Raw genomic sequence first — 18,360 nt, 5'->3', positions numbered from 1 at the left:
CGTGACGCCGGGCGTGGGGCCCGGCTGGGTGGGTCAGGCTAGTCTAGGGTGAAACCCGGCGTACCTGCCGACCGCTCCATGAATCCCGCGGGCGCGGCGTCAGAGCAGCGCCCACAGCAACTGCAGCAGCCCCCACAGCGAGACCGCCCAGATCAGCGTGCGCAGATAGGGCACGCCCGCCGCATACACCGGCACGTAAGCGAGCCGCGCCCAGAAGTAGCACTGCGCGCCCAGCGCGGTGGTGGCGTCGCCGCGATCCAGCCAGACCACCGCAAGCGCGGCAGCCGCGAAGAACGGGAAGGTTTCCAGGAAGTTGCGCAGCGCGCGGTCCACCCGGGCCGCGACACCCTGCAGCGGCGGCAGGGCGGCGTCGCGCGCGCCGACATTCCAGGCCAGCCCGCGCTGGCGTGTGGTGAGTCCGGCACCCAGCAGCACATGGAACACGCCCAGCGCGACGGACCAGGCCAGCATCTTCAGTTCGATCGGCATGCGGACACTCCGTGGGGAACATCCGCGGACTCTAGCGCATGTGCATGCCGTCGCCTCCGCGGGGCCGGTCGACCCGGGTCGCGCGCGGTGCCTGGGGCAGGCGGCGCGCGTCCGCCCTCCGCCGCGGTGCCCCGCGGCGTAGTACACGCATTTCTCCGGGCAGCGCGACCCGATCCGGCTGCAAGTCTCTGAACGACGTGGCCGTGCTTGCGGCGCGCCGGTGATTTGGGTATCACATCGCGACGGGGTGTCGGCTCCGCAGGGGACAGCATTGGCGATACACCAGGACCTTCGGCGGCCCGTGCAGTGGGCGCAGCGCTTTGCGGCTGCGCTCGCCTGGGTGCTGGCCGCCGGCTTCACGCTCGTCGACGCCGGCAACGGCCATCTGCTCGACGACAGCGTGCCGGTCGTGGGCGTGCTGGTGGCCATCGCGACCTGGCGCAATGCGCAGCGCCCCGTGCGGCTGGCGGTCGCGAGTCTGTTGTCGCTGCTGCTCGTCCTCCACCTGTGGCAGTTCCATTCGCTCGGCACCTGTCTGGTGCTGGCCGCGGCAACCGCCATCGCGTGGACCCGGACATGGCGCGGCTTCTGGCCGGAATTCGTGATGCGGGTTCTCGCCGCCGCACTGCTGCTGCTCGCGGTGCAGCCGCTGCTGGGCGCGTTCCAGCCGGGTGGTGCGACGGCCGAGATCAGCTGGTCGCTCTCGCTGTCGTCGCTGGCGATGTTCCTGCTGGTGTACACGCCGTCGCTGCACGCCGGTCGCCGTCTCGACACCAGTACGGAGCTGGTGGCGTTCGTGCTCGCGTTCGCGCTGCTCGCGCTGGTCGGCTGGCATGTGCCCGGCAGCCTGGTCGGCAAGATGGGCGTGGACTTCCCGCCCATGCGTCCGCTCTCGACCCTGTGCGTCGCGCTGGTGGCGCTGGCGTTGCTGCTGCGCCAGCGCGACCGAGATCCTGCGGCCTGGGTCGTGCTCGGCCTGGTCACGGTACCGCTGGTGCTGACGTTGCTGCAGACGCTGGGCGGCGTGACGACGCCCGCGAACGCGCTGCTCCACCGGCTGGGATGGCTGCCGCGCGCGGACATGCCGATGATCGGCGGTTATACCGACTACGGCGTGCTGACGGCCTGGGTGGCGGTCGCCCTGCTGCCGCAGTCGTTGCAGCGGTGGGAAAGCGCGCGCTGGGGCATCACCCGCGGCCTGGGTATCGCGATGGCGTCGGTGGCCGGCATGGCCACACTGGGCCTGCTGATCCAGCTGCCCCACCATCGCGAGGGTCTGTCGCTTTACCAGATCTCGTTCACCGCCTCGGCCCAGTTGGTGGCACTGGGGCTGGCGCTGGCGGTGGCCGGGGAGAATTCGCTGCGGGAACGCCTGTTCGGCGTGATGCCGATGGCGGCCGCGCTGATGCTCGGCGGCATGTACTGGGTGGCGGCGTCCGCCGACCGCGATGCGATGACGCGCAACGTGATGAAGACGCAGACCGCGATCGCCGCACCGACCTTCCTGCGCGGCATGGAACTGCGTCGCGGTGCCCTGCGCCAGCTGTCCGCGTCGCTGGCTGCCGCGTCACCCGACAAGGCCGGACCGCTCTTCGACCAGTACGTCGACGACATGGTGGAGGCCTACGTCGCATTCCGCGTGGTGCGTAGCGTGGGCGACGGACAGGAATTCCGCTGGGTGCGGCCGGGCTTCGACGCGCCGGTCGCCCCGTCGCCGCCCGCACCCGTGGCGGATGAAGGCCACCTGCTGCCGGTGGAAGGCGGTTGGTGGATGACGGTCGACACGCCCGGCCGGCGCACGCAGGCCTACATCTCGCTCGACGATTTCGTGAAGACGCTCGCCAAGGCCGTGCTGTCCGACCGTCCCGTGCGGGCCACCGCGGCCGGCATGCCCACGCTGGAACAGGGCCGGCCGCAGGGCGCGCCGCTCTCGATCGAGCACGTGGCCCTGCCCGGCCACGAGGTGCGACTCGAGTTGTGGGCGCCGCCCGCGCTCACCTCGTTCACGCTGCCGCGGTCGCTGGTCGTGGGCGGCCTCAGCAGCGGATTGCTGATCGCGTTCGTGCTGTTCCTGCTCGACATCTCGCGACGGCGTTCGTCGGAGGCCGCCGAAACCGCGCGCTCGCTGCTGCTGGAAACCGAACGCCGCCTCGATGCGCAACGCCGCCTCAACGACGCGGCCGCGATGGACAGCGCGACCGGGCTGCCCCGCTTCTCCGCGCAGGCCAACCTGATCACCGAGAAGATCGCCACGCCTTCGCTCGCCGGCCACGGCCTGGCGATCGTCGACCTGGACGGGTTCGGCATGGTCAACGATTCGTTCGGCCACGACGGTGGCGACGAGGTGCTGCGGCGCATGGGTCAGCGCATCTCGGCCGCCTGCGACGGCCTGGGCAGCGTGCACCGCTACGGCGGTGAAGGATTCCTCGCGCACTTTCCCGACATCGACATCGACCAGCTCACGCGGCTGGCGGAAGACATCCGTCGTGCGGTGGGCCAGCCGATCGCGCTGTACTCCACGCACCCTTCCTTCACCGTGACCGCCAGCATCGGCCTGGCGCACGCGCCCGAGCACGGCGCCGACCTGCAGACGCTGTTGCGCAGCGCCGACGATGCGCGCCACCTGGCCAAGCGCGCGGGCCGCAACCAGGTGCGCCTGCCGTCGGCCAGCACCCAACAGGAAGCCAACGACCGCCTTAGCCGCGTCACCGCCCTGCGCGAAGCCGTGGCCCGCGGCCAGTTGCGGCTCGCCTACCAGCCAGTGGTGGCCGGCGATTCCTCGCAGCTGACCGGCTTCGAGGCGCTGGCGCGCTGGCGCCACCCTGCGTGGGGAGACGTGCCGCCGTCGGTCTTCATTCCGTTGGCCGAAAGCGCGGGACTGATGGAGGACATCGGCCATTTCGTGCTCGAACAGGCCTGCCAGCAGCTGGCGCGCTGGCGCGCGATGGGCCTGCGCTCGTTGAGCGTCGCGGTCAACCTGTCGCCCAGCCAGCTGGGGCAGCCCACGCTGGCGCCGTGGATCGCCGACTGCCTGCGCCGGCACGCCCTGCCCGCCGATGCCTTGACGCTGGAGCTCACCGAAAGCGTGCTGGTCGAGGACATGGGTGCGGCACAGCAGATGTTGCAGGCGCTGCACGCGCTCGGCGTGCGGTTGGCGCTGGACGATTTCGGCACCGGCTACTCGAGCATGGCCTACCTGCAGCGCCTGCCGCTGGACATCATCAAGATCGACCGCAGCTTCGTCGATGGCATCGCCACCGAGAGTACCGACCGCGCCATCGCGCGCACGCTCCTCGTGCTGGCGCACGAGATGGGCCTGCGCACGATCGCCGAAGGCGTGGAAACCGCGGAACAGATGCAGGCCTTGCAGCAGATGGGCTGCGATGAGATGCAGGGCTATTTCTTCGGCCGGCCGATGGAAGTCGACGAGGCCACCGCACTGGCGCGCGGCGAACTCCGCCACGTCGCGTCCTGATCTCAGCCGCGCAGCAGGCCCGCCATCGCCGGCACCTCCGCGCTGTCGGGGAACACGCGCGCATCGAGTGCACTGCGCGCCACGCCCAGATGGTCGCCGACCACGCCCTTGAACACACTGCGCAGGTCGGTGGTCGCCCGCACGTCGCGTCCCTCGTTGAGTTGCGACGGCGCCAGGCCGGGCCAGTCGCCCGCCACGCGTCCGCCCGCCACGGCGCCGCCGGCCAGCATCGCGACGGTGCCGGTGCCATGGTCGGTGCCACCCGTGCCGTTGACCGCCGCGGTGCGGCCGAACTCGGTGACCACCATCACGACGGTACGCGACCATGCGCCGGCCATGCCGTCATGGAAGGCCCGCAGCCCCTGGTCGAGTTCGGCCAGCTTGCGTGCAAGCACCGGCACCTGCTGCGCATGCGTGTCCCAGCCCGTGTTCTCGACGAAACCGATGCGCGGGCCGTCCGGCGTCACCATGAATCGCGCCGCGGCCGCCATGGCCTGCGGCAGGCGCGCCACGTTGCCGCCCGACGACATGCCCTGCGCTTCCACCGCCTGTGCGAACGGCTGCGCGAGTCGCGGGTCGGCGGCGTACAGCGCCTGCAGGCGCTGCAGCAGGATGGGATTGACGTCTTCCTGCAGCGGCGGCGACCACGTGGAGGCGTCGGCGTCGCCGCGCAGGATCAGCGGCATGACCGTACTGACCGACAGCCCCCGGCAGGCGGGCATCGCCGCCACGCAGCGGTTGAGCCAGCCGGTGGAGGCGCCGCCACCCGCACCGCCGCCGTTCTCGAGATTGTCCTGCGCTTCGAAATGCGACCGCTGGCGATAGGGCGGTGCCACCGCGACGACCGGCAGCCACTCGCCGCGCGCGTAGAGCGCATGGGTGAAGTCCATCGCCGGATGCAGCGCGAAGTCGGCATCCAGCCGTCGTGCGTCCTTCATCGTCCACGCACCCCGCAATGACGCGAGGTGCGGATCCGCGGCGGGAATCACCGCATGCAGGCCATCCAGTCCGCCCCGCAGCAACACCACCAGTAGGCGCGTGTCGCGGTCCGCTGCCTGCGCGACGCGCGGCCACAGGCTCAGCGTGGTGACCGCACCGGCGGCGGCGAGGAAATGGCGTCGGGTCAGCGTCACGGTCAGGTCCTCCACTGGAAGCTGGGACTGGCGAACAACAACGCCAATCCTTCGCGCGGCGACTCGGCGCGGCGCACGGCCAGTGCCGTGTCCGCATCGAGCCGGTCACCGAACACGTCCGTGGCGATACGCAAGGGGTCGGGATCGACGGGCGTGGCGGATTCGGCGAGCGACTGGGCCGCCTGGATACGCTTCCAGACCGCGTCCGCACCGGACCATGCCGCCGCATCGTCGGCAAAGCCGGCGGGCGAGCGCGGCGTGAACGCAGGCTGCCCCAGACGGCCCAGCAGCCCCATCAGGGCACGCGGCCTATCACCCGGCTGCGTGTCGGTGCTGCGCAAGGCCGATACCAGGAAATCATCGGGCGTCTTCAGCTTGCGCGCGTCGGGCGACCAGGCGTCCGCGCTGTCGATCAGGGCCGCGTACACGGGACGCAACGCGCCGCCGTGCCGCTGCCACGCCACGAACATGCGCTCGACGAGTGCAGGCGGCGGCGTGTCGCTGACGAAATGACGTGCCAGCTTGCCGCACACGTGGCGCGCGGTCGACGGATGCGACGCCAGGTCGCGCAGGATGGCGCGCCCCTGGGCCTCGCCGTCCGCCGGATAGCGGCGCCCCAGCACCACGCGCGCACCGGCCTCGTGCGCGTTGGCGCGGAAGCGGAAGGCGTCCGACGTCGTCGCGCCGGCATCGCGCGGCGCGGCGATGCTCCAGCCGGTGATGGCGCGCGCGAGTTCGCGCACGTCGTCCTGCGAGTAACCGCCATCGACGCCCACCGTGTGCAATTCCAGGATCTCGCGCGCCAGGTTCTCGTTCAGGCCGGCCCGCCGCGGCGACGCGTCGCCTGTGCCCTCCGTGCGCCGACGTTGCCGTTGCGCCTGCCGCGACCCCTCGCCCACCGAGCGCACGTTGTCGAGGTAGCGCAGCATGGCGGGGTGCCGCTCGACCGCCAGCAGCAGGTCGGCGAAATCGCCCAACGCGTGCGGACGGATGGCTTCGCGCTCCATCGGCGCGGCATGGAGCGCCGCCGTGCGCTTGTCCGCGGAGACGGCGAAGTGGTTCGACCAGAAACGCACCAGCCGCTCCACGAAATCCTGTTCCGTCGCGACCGCCTGGCGATAGCGCCATCCCAGTTCGCGCAGCTGGCCCTGGGCGAAGCGCTCACGGAAGCCCATCGCCGCGTTCTCCTGCGAGGAGGTCCTGCGCGCCTCGCGACGCAGCCGCAGGTAGTCGTATTCCTGTTGCAGATACTCCGTGCTCGACGGCAAGCCGCTGTCGACCGGCCTCACGGGCGACGCGAGCTGCGCGTGCAGCCACGCGCGCGGATCGCCCATGCGACTCAACGTCCCGGGGCGTGCACCCAGTCCGAAGCGGTTGGCGGCGCTCAAGGCTTCTCGCGCGATCATGCAGTGCTCCCATCCGGTGGCATGACGGAAACGCCTGGCGCGCGCTTGCGTTGACAGCACAGCGGCGATGCGTCGCATGCACCCGGACGGTGCACGACCCGCGAGCGCATGCAAGCGACGACGGACGGCGCCGGCCGTGCCGCGGGTGGCGTGCTAGCGTGCCCTGCGCCCTCCGCGCACACCAAGGGGTTCCCCATGCTCGGCATCACGCCTTTCGGCTGGTTCCACACTGCGATCAGCCTGGTTTCCCTCTTCGGCGGGCTTTACGCCCTGCTGCGTTACCACCACATCCGCTACGCCACGCCGCTCGGCAAGACCTACACCTGGTTCACCGTGGCCACCTGCATCACCAGCTTCTTCCTGATGCGCACGGGCAAGCTGAGCGAAGCCCATGGCCTGACCGTGCTGACGCTGGTCGTGCTCGGCGCAGCCGTGCTGCTCGGGCGGGGCGCGGCTTCGGGCTCGTGGCGGCACGTGGCCGCTTCGTTGGCCTTCACGTTGACGGTGTACTTCCACTTCATCCCGGGCTTCACCGAAACGCTGACGCGCGTTCCGGTGGGCGCACCGCTGGTCTCCGGTCCGCAGGATCCGTTGCTGCAGAAACTGGTGGGCGCCACGCTGCTGGTATTCCTCGCGGGCATGGCCCTGCAGGTGCGGGCGTTGCGCAAGGCGCGTGGCGACGGGTTGCAGCGCGCCCCGGCCTGACGCACCCGACCGTCCGTCGGGCGGCATGGCCTGCCCGCTCGTCGGACGGCGTTACAGGAGGACAGGGGTTTCACGGCGCGTTCGCGTCGAACACGGTTGGATGGTCCCATGCACCGCGCTACTGCTCCCCTGCCCCTGCTGCAACGCCTGGCCTTCCTCGGCCTGGGCATGACGCTGGCGATGCTGGGCGGCGCACTGTTTCCCTGACGGCGCGCCGGGCCGGCTCATACGCCGCGCAAGGCATTCCGTCAGCCGCGGCGCAATGACCAGAACCCGATGTCGCACCGCACGCGATAACCCACGCGTTGGGACAGATCCATTGCGCGCGGGTTGTCCCGGCTGACGCGCAGGAACGTTTGTGTGCCGCGCATAGCCGCGCCCCGTGAAGTCCGGATGCGTGCAGAAGACCGAAATCTCGGCATCCATCCCGCAGGTGGGGGCGACGCGATGCCGGGCAGGTAGACGGCATCGTGGCGCTCCACACGTGCGTAGAGCGCCGGCCGCAAGGATGCGCGGGCGGACGCGACGCCGATAACCGGAGCATGGTCGGCGGGATAGCGGGCAACCTCACCCTCGCGAAGGACAATATCGCGATGGATCGAATCCGGTGAGGACCAGGAGGGGTTTTCGAGCGCTGTTCCCATGACGACGGCACCAGGGGAGCCGAGGCGATTTTCCTTCGCGCCCTGCCATGTCGCCCGCCGTCGTGCATCGGCGCGTCATGCTCCGTATGCTGCGCGCATGATCCCGCGCTCGCCGTGCCGCTCCCTCTCCCGCCCGCTGGTACTGCTCTGCTTGCTGGCGCTTGCCGGCTGCGTGACCGCGCCACCGGTGCCGACACGTCCCGCCGCCGACACACGCAGCGAGATCGTGCGCCGGATGCCGTCGAAGGTCGTCGACCGCGAGCGCTGGGCGGCCGACATCGAAACCGCATTCGCGACGCAACGGATCGAGCCCAACAGCGAAAACATCTGCGCCGTGCTCGCCGTCACCGAGCAGGAATCCGGCTATGTGGCCAATCCCGCGGTGGCGAACCTGCCGAAGATCGCGCGCAGCGAGATAGATCGCCGCGCGGCGTCGTTGCACGTCCCCGGGTTCGTCGTGGACGCGGCGCTGGCGCTGCGTTCGCCCGATGGCCGCACCTATGCCGAGCGGTTGCGCACCGTGCGTACCGAACGCGACCTCAGCGACCTCTACGAGGACATGATCGGCAGCGTGCCACTGGGGGCGCGGCTGTTCTCCGACTACAACCCGGTGCAGACCGGGGGACCGATGCAGGTGGGCATTCCGTTCGCCGAATCCAAGGCCGCCGGCTACCCCTATCCGATCGACGGCAGCATCCGCGATGAGGTCTTCACGCGACGTGGCGGGCTGTATTTCGGCATCGCCCACCTGCTGGGTTACGACACGCCCTACACGCGCAAGGTGCATCGCTTCGCCGACTACAACGCCGGCTGGTACGCCAGCCGCAATGCCGCCTTCCAGAGCGCCGTCGGCATCGCGACGGGAGTCGCGCTGTCGCTCGATGGCGATCTGCTGAATCCGGGCGCTCCACTGGACAGGCCCGGCCAGACGGAGCGCGCGGTGCGCCAGCTGTCGGGCGCATTGCGCATGGACGAGCGCGCCATCCGCGAGGCACTGGAGCGCGGCACGCGCCTCGACTTCGGCGACACCGACCTGTACGCCCGCGTCTACGCACTGGCCGAAGCGCGCGCGGGCAAGCCGCTGCCGCGCGCCGTCATCCCCGGCATCAGGCTCGAGAGCCCGAAGATCACGCGCGAACTCACCACCGCCTGGTTCGCCACGCGCGTGGACGAACGCTACCGCCGGTGCCTGCAGCGCTGAATGGCGTGGCGGGCGCAGGCCTCCACGTCGTCGCGACCACGCCACGATTCCCCGGTGATCGCCGGCCGTGTCGAAAGCGCCCTGGCCCGTTCGTCGCTCTCAGGAAGGCACCATCCCGGTGCCGCATCCCCCGGAGGATTCCATGCCGTACCTCGATGGTTTCGTGGCCGCCGTGCCGACCGCCAACAAGCAGAAGTTCGTCGACCACGCCACCCTCGGCGATCCCGTCTTCATCGAACAGGGCGCCACCCGCGTGGTCGAATGCTGGGGCGACGACGTGCCCGACGGCAAGGTCACCGACTTCCGCAAGGCCGTGCAGGCGACGGAAGACGAGACCGTGGTGTTCTCCTGGATCGAATGGCCGGACAAGGCCACGCGCGATGCCGGCATGAAGAAGATGATGGACGACCCGCGCATGTCGCCGGAGAACAACCCCATGCCGTTCGATGGCAAGCGCCTGATCTATGGGGGTTTCGTACCCACGCTGGTGCTGGGCGACGACGGTGCGCCGTCGTCCTACGTCGACGGCTTCATCCTGGCCGCCCCGACGACGGGCAAGGCGGCCTTTACCGAGTATGCGACCACGTTCGACACGATCTTCATGGGGTACGGCGCCAGCCGCATCGTCGAAGGCTGGGGTGACGACGTGCCGCACGGCAAGCAGACGGATTTCCATCGTGCGGTGCAGGCGAAGGATGGCGAAACGGTGGCGTTCTCGTGGATCGAATGGCCCGACAAGGCGACCCGCGACGCCGGCATGCAGAAGATGATGGAAGACCCGCGCATGGATCCCTCCAACAAGGACAATCCGCCGATGCCGTTCGACGGCCAGCGGATGGTCTTCGGCGGCTTCACGCCCATCGTGGAACTGCGCGCCTAGGCAAGCGGGGCCGCGGGACGGCCGGCACGCGGGCTCAGCGCGTCTCCGCCAGGGCGTGCAGGATGTCGACGTAGGACTTCTCGATGTCGGCCAGTCCTGCCGCCTTCACGCCGGCGGCCGGGTGGATCAGCATGAATTCGTTCGGCCCGTGCGCACCGGTGCCGTAGCCCAGCCCACCGAACACGAAAGGCAGGTCCAGCGTGCGCGTGAACTGGTGGAACGGCGCGCTGCCCGCGAGCCAGGGCGAGACACGCGTCGTGGCGCCGTACTTGTTCAGTACGCCCAGCATGGATCGCACGAGCGGCGCCTCGACCGACGTCGAGGCGGCGGGATAGCCGGACATCGGGCGCAGCGCGATGTCGCTGAAGCCCTGGGCGTCCAGGTGTGCACGGATCATCCGGTACGCGTCGTCCGGCTCCAGGCCGGGCGGCAATCGCGAATCCATCTTGGCGGTGGCGACATGCGGCAGGATCGTCTTGATGCCCGTACCGGTGTAACCGCTCCACAGGCCGTCCACATTGAGCGTCGGCTCGAACAGGTTGCGCACGATCGCATCGCGTCCGGTCAGTCCATCGATCCAGCGCGAGACGCCCAGGCTGCGTTGCTGCGCGGCGTCGTCGGCACCGGTCGCCAGCGCGTTGATCAGGCGCTGCTGCTCCAGGGCCGGCGGCGTCACGGGCGCGTAGTAACCGGGGATGGTGATGGTGTTGCCGTCCGGCGTGGTCATGGACGCGATGGCCTGCACCAGCCGCAGCGTGGGCGAATCCACGAGGGATTTCACCGAACCATGCACTTCCGACCGCGCCGGTCCGCCCCACGCGCCGCCCTTCGATTCCAGCTCGAAATACACGATGCCCTTGACGCCCAGGTTCAGCGACACGGAGCCATCGGGGCGCTGGATGTTCATCGGGAAGAACGCCCCGTCGGCCTTGCGCAGGCGATCCACCCACGGCTCGATGACCTTGCCGAAGTTCGGCGAACCCAGCTCTTCCTCGCCTTCGGCAACCACGTACAGGTTCACCGGCAGCGTGCCCGTCGTCTTGATCATGGCGTCCAACGCATTCAGGAACGCGCGTTGCGGCCCCTTCTGGTTGGTGGCACCGCGTGCCATCAGCACCGTGCCGTGCTCGTTCTCGACCAGCGAGCCGGCAAAGGGATCGTCGATCTGCCAGTTGTCCTCGACCGGCTGCACGTCGTACATCATGTAGACGACAAGCGTCTTTTCGGCACCGGCATCGTAGTAGCCCAGCACGCCCGGATGCCCGGGTGTCTCGACACGTCGCACTTCACTGAAGCCCAGCGCGCGCAGATCGTCGGCGACCAGGCTCGCCATCGCATCGATGCCATCGTCCTGTGCGCTGATGGATCGCTGCCTCACCCATCGCTGCAGGTGCGCGACATGCGCCGCCAGGTCCGCATCGATGCGCGCATGGACGGCATCATGGCGCCCTTCGTAGGCCGGCACGCGCGAAACGTCGAACACCTCGGTGGTGGCCCAGGCGTAGGCAGGGCGCGGAGAATCCGCGGCGGCGGCAGGCGGCATCGCGCAGGACAACGCCAGGACGAGACCGATCGAAAGCGAAGGCATGCCGGACATCACGACTCCTGTAGGGTTTCCCATGCATGGACCTTACACAAGCCGGGTCGCGCGCGTCGCGACGCCGTGGCGCGGTTAGTGACCTGAGGCGCCTCGCGAGCGGAACCACGCCGGACTACGCCCGCCATGCTTCATGCAAGGGCCCGCCTTCGCAACGGGATTGCCGCAACGCGTATCGACCGGACAAGGGCGGTGCACGGGAGGCCATCCGTCCGCAGACGGTCGGCAGGGTACCGTCGTCCGCGTGCGTCGGCTCGCACAGCGCCGCTTGGCACCGTCCTCACCGGAGTGCGGCTTCCGCTCACGCACGCGGGACGCTACCTTGTTGCTCCCCGAGGGAGGTGGACGATGGTCCGGACAGGTGGATGCCGCTGCGGCGCCGTGCGCTACGTGCTGGATGCGGAACCGATCGCCGTGCGGTTGTGCTGGTGCCGCGACTGCCAGTACTGGGCCTGCGGCAACGCAGCGGTGAACCTGATCGTGCCGCGCGCCGCGGTCACCGTGCAGGGCGAACTGCGTGGCTGGAACAGCGTGGCGGACAGCGGCAATGCGATGCGTCGCTCGTTCTGCCCGGCCTGTGGCACGCAGGTGTTCAGCGAGGCCACGGCAAATGCCGAACGCATGGTGATCCGCGTCGGCACGCTCGACGAGCCCGCCGGCATCACGCCCGACACGGTCATCTGGACCGATTCGGCGCCGGCGTGGGCAACGCTCGACCCATCCTGGCAGTCGTTCCCGCGCCAGCCGTGATGCCTAGTCCCGAGGCGGGCGCACGCGGGCCGGAATCCGACGGCGCGGCGCCTGCGCTTCACGTTCGTCCATCTCGCGCACGCGCCGGCCGGCCTCGCGCACCAGGTCGGGCAGCAGGTGCGCCTCCGGCAGGTGCTTCCAGTACTTCTGCGGCATTTCCTGCCGCATCATCCGCGTGTTGAGCCGGGCGGGATTGAAGATGTTGGCGTAGTACGTACGCCACAGCGTGTCCTCGGCATCGTCGGCCGGCGCGTCGCTGCGTTGCGCGCCCTCGCCCGCCCACAGCTGCGAGCCATCCCACTGCACGCTGCGGTAGGGCGTGAGGATGGCCCACCGCATGCCGGCGAAGCGGCGCATGAAGAACGGGGCGACGCGGTCGACGATGAAGTGGTCGGGCTCGAACCACGCGATGTAGGCATTGTCTTCGCCGTCCACCTGCCGGAAGCGGACGAAGGCCTTCATCTTGTGCGTGTCGCGACGCACCGCCTGCGCCCACCGCATCGCGCGATGCACGTCGGCATCGGTGGCGCGGTCGAGCAGCGCCCGCTCGCCGTTGCCGATGCGCCACAGCAAGCGGTACAGCAGCGCATGCCGGCCGGCATCGCGATGGCAGAGCACCGAGGCTGCGAATGCCATGAAGTCGGCAGGCACCGACAGGCCCTTCCGACGGCCGGGCTGATCCGCCACTGGGGTGGCCGCCAGCAATTCGCCCTGCGCATCGGCCTGCCACTCCACGTCCTCCGGAGGCAGCGCGGCTTCCCATGCGTGGCGTGCCTGCACGCGCCACGCGTCGAGATCCCAGGCAGGTGTCACCGTGGCGCGGAACATCGCGCGCGTCAGCCGAACAGATCGGCCTGGCGTGGCGCCGGAGCCAGTTCGCGCCGCAGCCGGACGGGATCGTCCAGGCGTTGCCGCGGGTGGTGGTCCAGCAGCACGATGAACGGCAGGACCTTCTGCAATGGCGCGCGCAGGCGGGCAAGATCGGCCACGCGCAGCCTGCCCTGCTGCCGCGAATCGATGATGCGCTGCACGTTGCGCGCGCCCAGCCCCGGCACGCGCAGCAGCATCTCGCGTGGCGCGGTGTTCAGGTCGACGGGGAAGCGGTCCGGATGCCGCAGCGCCCACGCCAGCTTGGGATCGATGTCCAGGTCGAGCATGCCGTCCTGCGATCCACTGCCATCGACGATCTCCTTGACGTCGAATCCATAGAACCGCAGCAGCCAGTCGGCCTGGTAGAGCCGGTGTTCGCGCAACAGCGGCGGCGCACGCAGCGGCAGCTGCGTGGACGCATCCGGGATGGGGCTGAAGGCGGAGTAGTACACGCGGCGCATGCGGAACTGGCGGTACAGGGCATCGCTGCTGACCAGGATGGCGCGGTCGTCCGCCGCGTCGGCGCCCACGATCATCTGCGTGCTCTGCCCCGCAGGGGCGAATTTCGGCGGACGTTTCCGCTTCGGCTGCGCTTCCTGCCTGCTGGGCTTCGCGGCCTGGATGCGCCAGTGCAGTTCGCCCATCGCATCGCGGATGCCCTGCGCCTCTTTCTGCGGCGCGAGCTGCTTCAGGCCGGCCTCGGTCGGCAGCTCGACATTGATGCTAAGGCGGTCGGCGTAACGCCCGGCGGCGGCCAGCAGTTCCGGCGACGCTTCGGGAATGGTCTTCAGGTGGATGTAGCCGGCGAAGCGGTGGTCCTCGCGCAGGCTGCGGGCGACTTCCACCATCTGCTCCATCGTGTAGTCGCCGTTGCGGATGATGCCGCTGGAAAGGAACAGGCCCTCGATGTAGTTGCGCTTGTAGAACTCCAGTGTCAGCCGGACCACCTCCGCGGTGGCGAATCGCGCCCGCGGCACGTTGCTGGACACGCGGTTGACGCAGTAGGCGCAGTCGTAGATGCAGAAGTTGGTCAGCAGGATCTTCAGCAGCGAGACACAACGCCCGTCCGGCGTATACGAGTGGCAGATGCCCATGCCTTCGGTGCTGCCGATGCCGCCCTTGCCCAGCGAATGCCGCTTGCCGGCGCCACTGGACGCGCACGATGCGTCGTACTTGGCCGCATCGGCGAGGATCGCGAGCTTGTCTTTCAACTGCATGGGCGAATCGTAGCCGGGTCGGCGTGCAGGACGTGAGACGGCACGGGACACGCCCCACGATGCCGACGCGATCCATCGCACGACGAGGGCAGCGCCGGCGACCCGCCGTCCGCAATCAGGGGCCGGTCGACCGGCCGCATCCGCATGCCGGCCTGCGCGCGCCGTGCCAGAATGCGCGCCGTCATCCGGAGCCGACCCTGTCGTCCATGCATGCCTCGCCCCCGCTGGAAGCCTCTTTCAATCCGTTGATCCGCGCCTACCTGGTCGCGATGGTGGCGTGGTACCTGCTGATCAGCGTGGTCGGCGCACCGCTGATCCTGCTGTGGCTGCCGGGGCCCGGCCAATGGTGGGCGCGCCATTACTTCGCGCGGCTCGGATGCACCGTCGACGACCGCACGCTGCAGTTCCGCAAGGGCATTCTCTTCCGCGTCGAGAAGACGATCCCGCTGGAGAACATCCAGGACGTGACGTTCATCGAGGGCCCGATCCTGCGCCTGTACCACCTGAGCATCCTGCGCGTTGAAACCGCCGGCCAGAGCCCGGGGCAGGCGCACGCGATGCAGCTGGTCGGCATCGTCGACGCCCACGCGCTGCGCGACGAGATCCTCGCCCGCCGCGAGCGGCTGCGCCTGCATCCCGCGCCGGCCGCGCCTGCGGAGTCCTCGTCGCAGGACACGCTGGACGCGATCCGCGAACGCGTCGACGAGATCGCCGGGCTGCTGCGGCAGCAACGCGCCTCGTCCTGAGCCACGCCGGCGCTACAGCTTGAACAACGGCTGCAGGCGCTGCGCCAGCCAGCCGGGGAAGCGCAGCGGGGCGTCGAGGGCCGACACGCAGATGCAGGCCGTGCCGGGCACGGTGACCGGCTGGTGTTCGACATCGCTGTCCAGGTCGGCCACGTCGCCGGGTGCGAACTGGCCCAGCGCGTCGTGGTAGGCGCCGCGCAGGATCTGGGTCAGTTCGGTGCCGCCATGGCTGTGCACGGGCATGCTGCGGCCCGGGCCGATCTTCAGCATCAGCAGGGTGCCGGTCTTGGTGTTGGGGGCGCGGATGCAATGCACGCCGGGCGCCATCCAGCGCCATTTCAAAGCGCGGTACGAGGTGCCGAAATACGGATGCAGCGGTGCCGGCAGGCGGTCGTCGTCCTCATACGGCGCGCGCGGGGGCGGTACGGTCGCCGTCGCGGGCGCCTCGTCCAGGCGCGACCACATGGACGCACGCAGCTCGGCCTGGCGGTCGCCGGCGGCGACGGCCGGCTGCTGCTGTTCGACCAGGTGCCCGCCGATGCGCTCGGCGTCTTCCACGCGCGCGCGGCAATGCGCGCAGGTCTCCAGGTGGGTGGCGGCCACGATCGCCACTTCGACCGCCAGTGCGCCGGCGGCGTAGCTGACCACGGTGGAAGGATCGAGATGATGGTGCGGGTTCACGACTGACCTCGTACTTGGCCCTGCAGCCGCAGGAATGCGCGGCGCAGGTGCGACTTCACGGTGCCGAGCGGCATCTGCAGCTCGTCGGCGATCTCCTGGTGGCTCTTGGCCTCGAAGTAGGACATGCGCATCAGGCGCGCCTGCACGGGGGGCAAGTCCTCGATGCGGCGCTGCAGATGGGCATGCTCGGCATGGTCTTCGGCCGAACTGAACGGGCGCGCCAGCTCTTCGTCGACGGCCGGACCGGCGTCTTCCATGATCTGTACCCAGCCGGGCTCGCGCCGCACGCGGTCGATATGCAGGTTGCGGCCGATGCGGAACAGCCAGGTGGACACCGCGCCCTGCTGGGGGTCGTACATGGCGGCCCGCTGCCACAGGCGCAGGAGCGCCTCCTGTGACAGTTCCTCGGCCACGGCTTCGGTATTGCCCAGGCCGCGCAGGTACAGGCAAAGGCGCGGCATGAAATGATCGTACAAGCGCATGAAACAGGTGCGGTCGCGCTGCCGGGCCACGGCGAGCATGTCGCCGGTCCAGTCGTGGACATCGCGCGTGGCGGGGGTAACGGTGGACACCGGACGTGCCGCCCGCAGGGGCGACGGTCTCCTTGTGAGGTCGGTGGGCATGGTATGCCAGGTCCCGCTGGGTTCGTGATGACGCTCTCTACGAAGATGACCGGCACTCGGATGCAGGGGGCGCACGTTGTCCTGGCATCCGTCCCGCAGTGCGTGCCGTAAGAAGGAGCCCGTTCATCTTCGGCACGCTCCCATGACCCGTCCCCTGGCCATCCTGCCCCTCTTCGCCGCCCTGATGCTGGCCAGCCCGGCCGCGCGCCCCGATACGGGCGTGTTGCGGCAGGAGGCGACCGCCTACGCCCGCCAGGGCGATACCGTGCTGTACCGCGAGTCCCACTGGCGCTACCGGCAGGAAGGCAGCGCCCGGCGGCTGGTTCTCTACCGGTGCCCCGATGGCCGTGCCTTCGCACGGAAGACGGTGGTGGACCGCGCGACCGCACAGGCGCCGGACTTCGATTTCGAGGATGCGCGCGACGGCTACCGGGAGGGGGTGCGCAGCAGCGAGCGCGGGCGGGTGGTCTATGTCAGGGAAAAGGCGGGCGCACCTGCGAAGGAGCGCACGCTGGCCGTGCCTGCCGGGGCGGTCATCGATGCCGGATTCGATGCCAGCGTGCGGCTGCACTGGAACGCCTTGCGCGCGGGACGCGACGTGACCCAACCGTTCCTGCTGCCCAGCCGGTTCGACTTCATGCCGGTGAAGCTGGATCCCGGCGAGGTCGTGCGCTGGAACGGCATCCCCGCCCAGCGCATGGCGATGAAGCTGGATCGCTGGTACGGCTTCGTCGCCCCGACGATGCAGTTGACCTACGCCAATGCGGACCAGCGCCTGCTGGAATTCGCCGGCATCGCCACCATCCGCGACGACAAGGGCCGGCACCAGGACGTACGCATCGTGTTCCCGCAGCCGCCCGCCGCGGCGGATGCGCGTGCACTGCGCGATGCGTTGGCCACGCCACTGGTCGGCCGCTGCGGGTGAGCGGTCTTCACGCATCCAAAGCGCGCGTTCGGTCGTACTAGGGATTCAAGCGATCGAGACCTCCTGATGCCGGCCAGCGATTCCCCCACTCACCCGCCGGCGCCCCGTGTGCTGCCGGCGCTGCGACGCTGGTTCGACACCCAGGCGGCGCAGGAACACGAGGATGGTGGCGACCGGATCGACTGGCTGCGTGCCGCCCCTTTCATCGGCATGCATCTGGCCTGCCTGGCCGTTTTCTGGGTCGGCGTATCCCCGGTGGCGGTGATCGTGGCCGCGGTGCTGTACGCGGTACGCATGTTCGCCATCACCGGCTTCTACCACCGCTATTTCTCCCACCGCACGTTCCGCACGTCGCGCGTGCTGCAGTTCGTGTTCGCACTGATCGGCGCGTCCAGCGTGCAGCGCGGTCCGTTGTGGTGGGCGGCGCACCATCGCAACCACCATCGCCATGCCGACACCGCGGCCGATCCGCATTCCCCCGCCGTGCATGGATTCTGGTGGAGCCATGCGGGCTGGTTCCTGACGCGGGGCGGCTTCCGCACCGACTGGTCGCGCATCCCCGACCTGGCGCGCTATCCCGAACTGCGCTGGCTGGATCGTTACGACACCGTCGTGCCGGTGCTGCTGGCGGCCGCGCTGTACGGTGTCGGTGCGCTGCTGGAACGCGTGGCGCCGCACCTCGGCACCAGCGGCGGGCAGATGCTGGTCTGGGGCTTCTTCGTCTCGACGGTCGTGCTGTTCCACGCCACCGTGACCATCAATTCGCTGGCGCACCGCTTCGGCCGCCGCCGTTTCGATACGCGCGACGACAGCCGCAACAACCTGTGGCTGGCGCTGCTGACGTTCGGCGAGGGCTGGCACAACAACCACCACTTCTTTCCCGGCACCGCGCGGCAGGGATTCCGCTGGTGGGAAATCGACCTGACCTGGTACGGCCTGCGCGCAATGGCGCTGTTCGGGCTGGTGCGCGATCTCAAGCCGGTGCCCGCGTGGGTACTGGCCAAGGCGAGGCGCTGAG

General features: G+C 69.6%; 16 protein-coding genes and 2 pseudogenes. 9 read left to right on the top strand and 9 right to left on the bottom strand.

The features are described 5' to 3' along the window. Nucleotides 1-99: 99 nt before the first annotated feature. Entirely contained in the window at nt 100-489 is a 390-nt protein-coding gene (locus tag Q0907_RS02660; RefSeq protein WP_299341229.1) for an MAPEG family protein, read from the bottom strand. Nucleotides 490-760: 271 nt separating this feature from the next. Here Q0907_RS02660 and Q0907_RS02655 point away from each other — a divergent pair, with 271 nt between their 5' ends. Next, a complete protein-coding gene (locus tag Q0907_RS02655) occupies nt 761-3,964 on the top strand; it encodes a bifunctional diguanylate cyclase/phosphodiesterase (protein ID WP_299341226.1) in 3,204 nt (1,067 codons plus the stop codon). 2 nt (nt 3,965-3,966) lie between these two features. Here Q0907_RS02655 and Q0907_RS02650 read toward each other — a convergent pair whose 3' ends face one another. Both Q0907_RS02650 and Q0907_RS02645 read right to left on the bottom strand, forming a co-directional pair. Next, nucleotides 3,967-5,097, bottom strand: coding sequence for a DUF1501 domain-containing protein (locus Q0907_RS02650; RefSeq protein ID WP_299341224.1), 1,131 nt, complete (start codon nt 5,095-5,097; stop codon nt 3,967-3,969). A 2-nt stretch (nt 5,098-5,099) separates the two neighbouring features. Next, nucleotides 5,100-6,503 (bottom strand): DUF1800 domain-containing protein, encoded by a 1,404-nt coding sequence (locus Q0907_RS02645; RefSeq protein ID WP_299341222.1) that lies wholly within the window; start codon nt 6,501-6,503, stop codon nt 5,100-5,102. 195 nt (nt 6,504-6,698) lie between these two features. On the opposite strand from Q0907_RS02645, the gene Q0907_RS02640 reads away from it, so the two are divergent. Next, nucleotides 6,699-7,208: a hypothetical protein gene (locus Q0907_RS02640; protein ID WP_299341219.1), complete on the top strand. Its 510-nt coding sequence runs from the start codon at nt 6,699-6,701 to the stop codon at nt 7,206-7,208. 248 nt (nt 7,209-7,456) lie between these two features. Here the strand turns inward: Q0907_RS02640 and Q0907_RS02635 are convergent, their stop codons facing one another. Beyond that, nucleotides 7,457-7,852 carry a hypothetical protein gene (locus tag Q0907_RS02635; protein WP_299341216.1) on the bottom strand — a complete coding sequence of 132 codons (396 nt, stop codon included), beginning with the start codon at nt 7,850-7,852 and terminating at the stop codon, nt 7,457-7,459. Between the two features lie 97 nt (nt 7,853-7,949). Here Q0907_RS02635 and Q0907_RS02630 point away from each other — a divergent pair, with 97 nt between their 5' ends. From Q0907_RS02630 to Q0907_RS02620, 3 genes and pseudogenes are all read left to right on the top strand, one after another. Beyond that, nucleotides 7,950-9,053 carry a DUF1615 domain-containing protein gene (locus tag Q0907_RS02630; RefSeq protein ID WP_296279113.1) on the top strand — a complete coding sequence of 368 codons (1,104 nt, stop codon included), beginning with the start codon at nt 7,950-7,952 and terminating at the stop codon, nt 9,051-9,053. A 142-nt stretch (nt 9,054-9,195) separates the two neighbouring features. Further along, nucleotides 9,196-9,549: pseudogene (locus Q0907_RS02625) on the top strand (DUF1428 domain-containing protein); the annotation flags it as partial. Then, nucleotides 9,544-9,933, top strand: a complete 390-nt coding sequence (locus tag Q0907_RS02620; protein WP_299342603.1) for a DUF1428 domain-containing protein — start codon at nt 9,544-9,546, stop codon at nt 9,931-9,933. The pseudogene Q0907_RS02625 and the gene Q0907_RS02620, both read left to right, overlap by 6 nt. Before the next feature lie 34 nt (nt 9,934-9,967). On the opposite strand, the gene Q0907_RS02615 is transcribed toward Q0907_RS02620, so the two are convergent. Then, the gene (locus Q0907_RS02615; protein ID WP_299341213.1) at nt 9,968-11,530 is read right to left on the bottom strand and encodes a M20/M25/M40 family metallo-hydrolase; all 1,563 of its coding nucleotides are present in this window, start codon (nt 11,528-11,530) and stop codon (nt 9,968-9,970) included. Between the two features lie 348 nt (nt 11,531-11,878). On the opposite strand from Q0907_RS02615, the gene Q0907_RS02610 reads away from it, so the two are divergent. Then, nucleotides 11,879-12,280, top strand: coding sequence for a GFA family protein (locus Q0907_RS02610; RefSeq protein WP_299341211.1), 402 nt, complete (start codon nt 11,879-11,881; stop codon nt 12,278-12,280). A gap of 6 nt (nt 12,281-12,286) precedes the next feature. Here the strand turns inward: Q0907_RS02610 and Q0907_RS02605 are convergent. Both Q0907_RS02605 and Q0907_RS02600 read right to left on the bottom strand, forming a co-directional pair. Beyond that, nucleotides 12,287-13,108: pseudogene (locus tag Q0907_RS02605) on the bottom strand (TIGR03915 family putative DNA repair protein); the annotation flags it as partial. Nucleotides 13,109-13,116: 8 nt separating this feature from the next. Beyond that, nucleotides 13,117-14,367, bottom strand: a complete 1,251-nt coding sequence (locus tag Q0907_RS02600; protein ID WP_299341208.1) for a putative DNA modification/repair radical SAM protein — start codon at nt 14,365-14,367, stop codon at nt 13,117-13,119. A gap of 206 nt (nt 14,368-14,573) precedes the next feature. Here Q0907_RS02600 and Q0907_RS02595 point away from each other — a divergent pair, with 206 nt between their 5' ends. Then, complete coding sequence (locus tag Q0907_RS02595) at nt 14,574-15,113, top strand: PH domain-containing protein (protein ID WP_299341205.1); 540 nt, start codon at nt 14,574-14,576, stop codon at nt 15,111-15,113. 12 nt (nt 15,114-15,125) lie between these two features. On the opposite strand, the gene Q0907_RS02590 is transcribed toward Q0907_RS02595, so the two are convergent. Further along, a complete protein-coding gene (locus Q0907_RS02590; RefSeq protein ID WP_299341203.1) occupies nt 15,126-15,794 on the bottom strand; it encodes a ChrR family anti-sigma-E factor in 669 nt (222 codons plus the stop codon). Then, entirely contained in the window at nt 15,791-16,315 is a 525-nt protein-coding gene (locus tag Q0907_RS02585) for a sigma-70 family RNA polymerase sigma factor (protein ID WP_299342602.1), read from the bottom strand. The genes Q0907_RS02590 and Q0907_RS02585 overlap by 4 nt, the downstream gene beginning before the upstream one ends. A gap of 244 nt (nt 16,316-16,559) precedes the next feature. On the opposite strand from Q0907_RS02585, the gene Q0907_RS02580 reads away from it, so the two are divergent. Beyond that, nucleotides 16,560-17,342, top strand: a complete 783-nt coding sequence (locus Q0907_RS02580) for a hypothetical protein (RefSeq protein WP_299341200.1) — start codon at nt 16,560-16,562, stop codon at nt 17,340-17,342. A gap of 66 nt (nt 17,343-17,408) precedes the next feature. Further along, on the top strand, nt 17,409-18,359 hold the full coding sequence (locus Q0907_RS02575) for an acyl-CoA desaturase (protein WP_299341197.1): 951 nt from the start codon (nt 17,409-17,411) through the stop codon (nt 18,357-18,359). Nucleotide 18,360 lies beyond the last annotated feature (1 nt).

This window comes from uncultured Pseudoxanthomonas sp. (assembly GCF_947498795.1).
GTDB lineage: Bacteria > Pseudomonadota > Gammaproteobacteria > Xanthomonadales > Xanthomonadaceae > Pseudoxanthomonas_A.
Note: the sequence above shows the minus strand (reverse complement) of the source record. Positions and strands in the feature narration are given on the sequence as shown.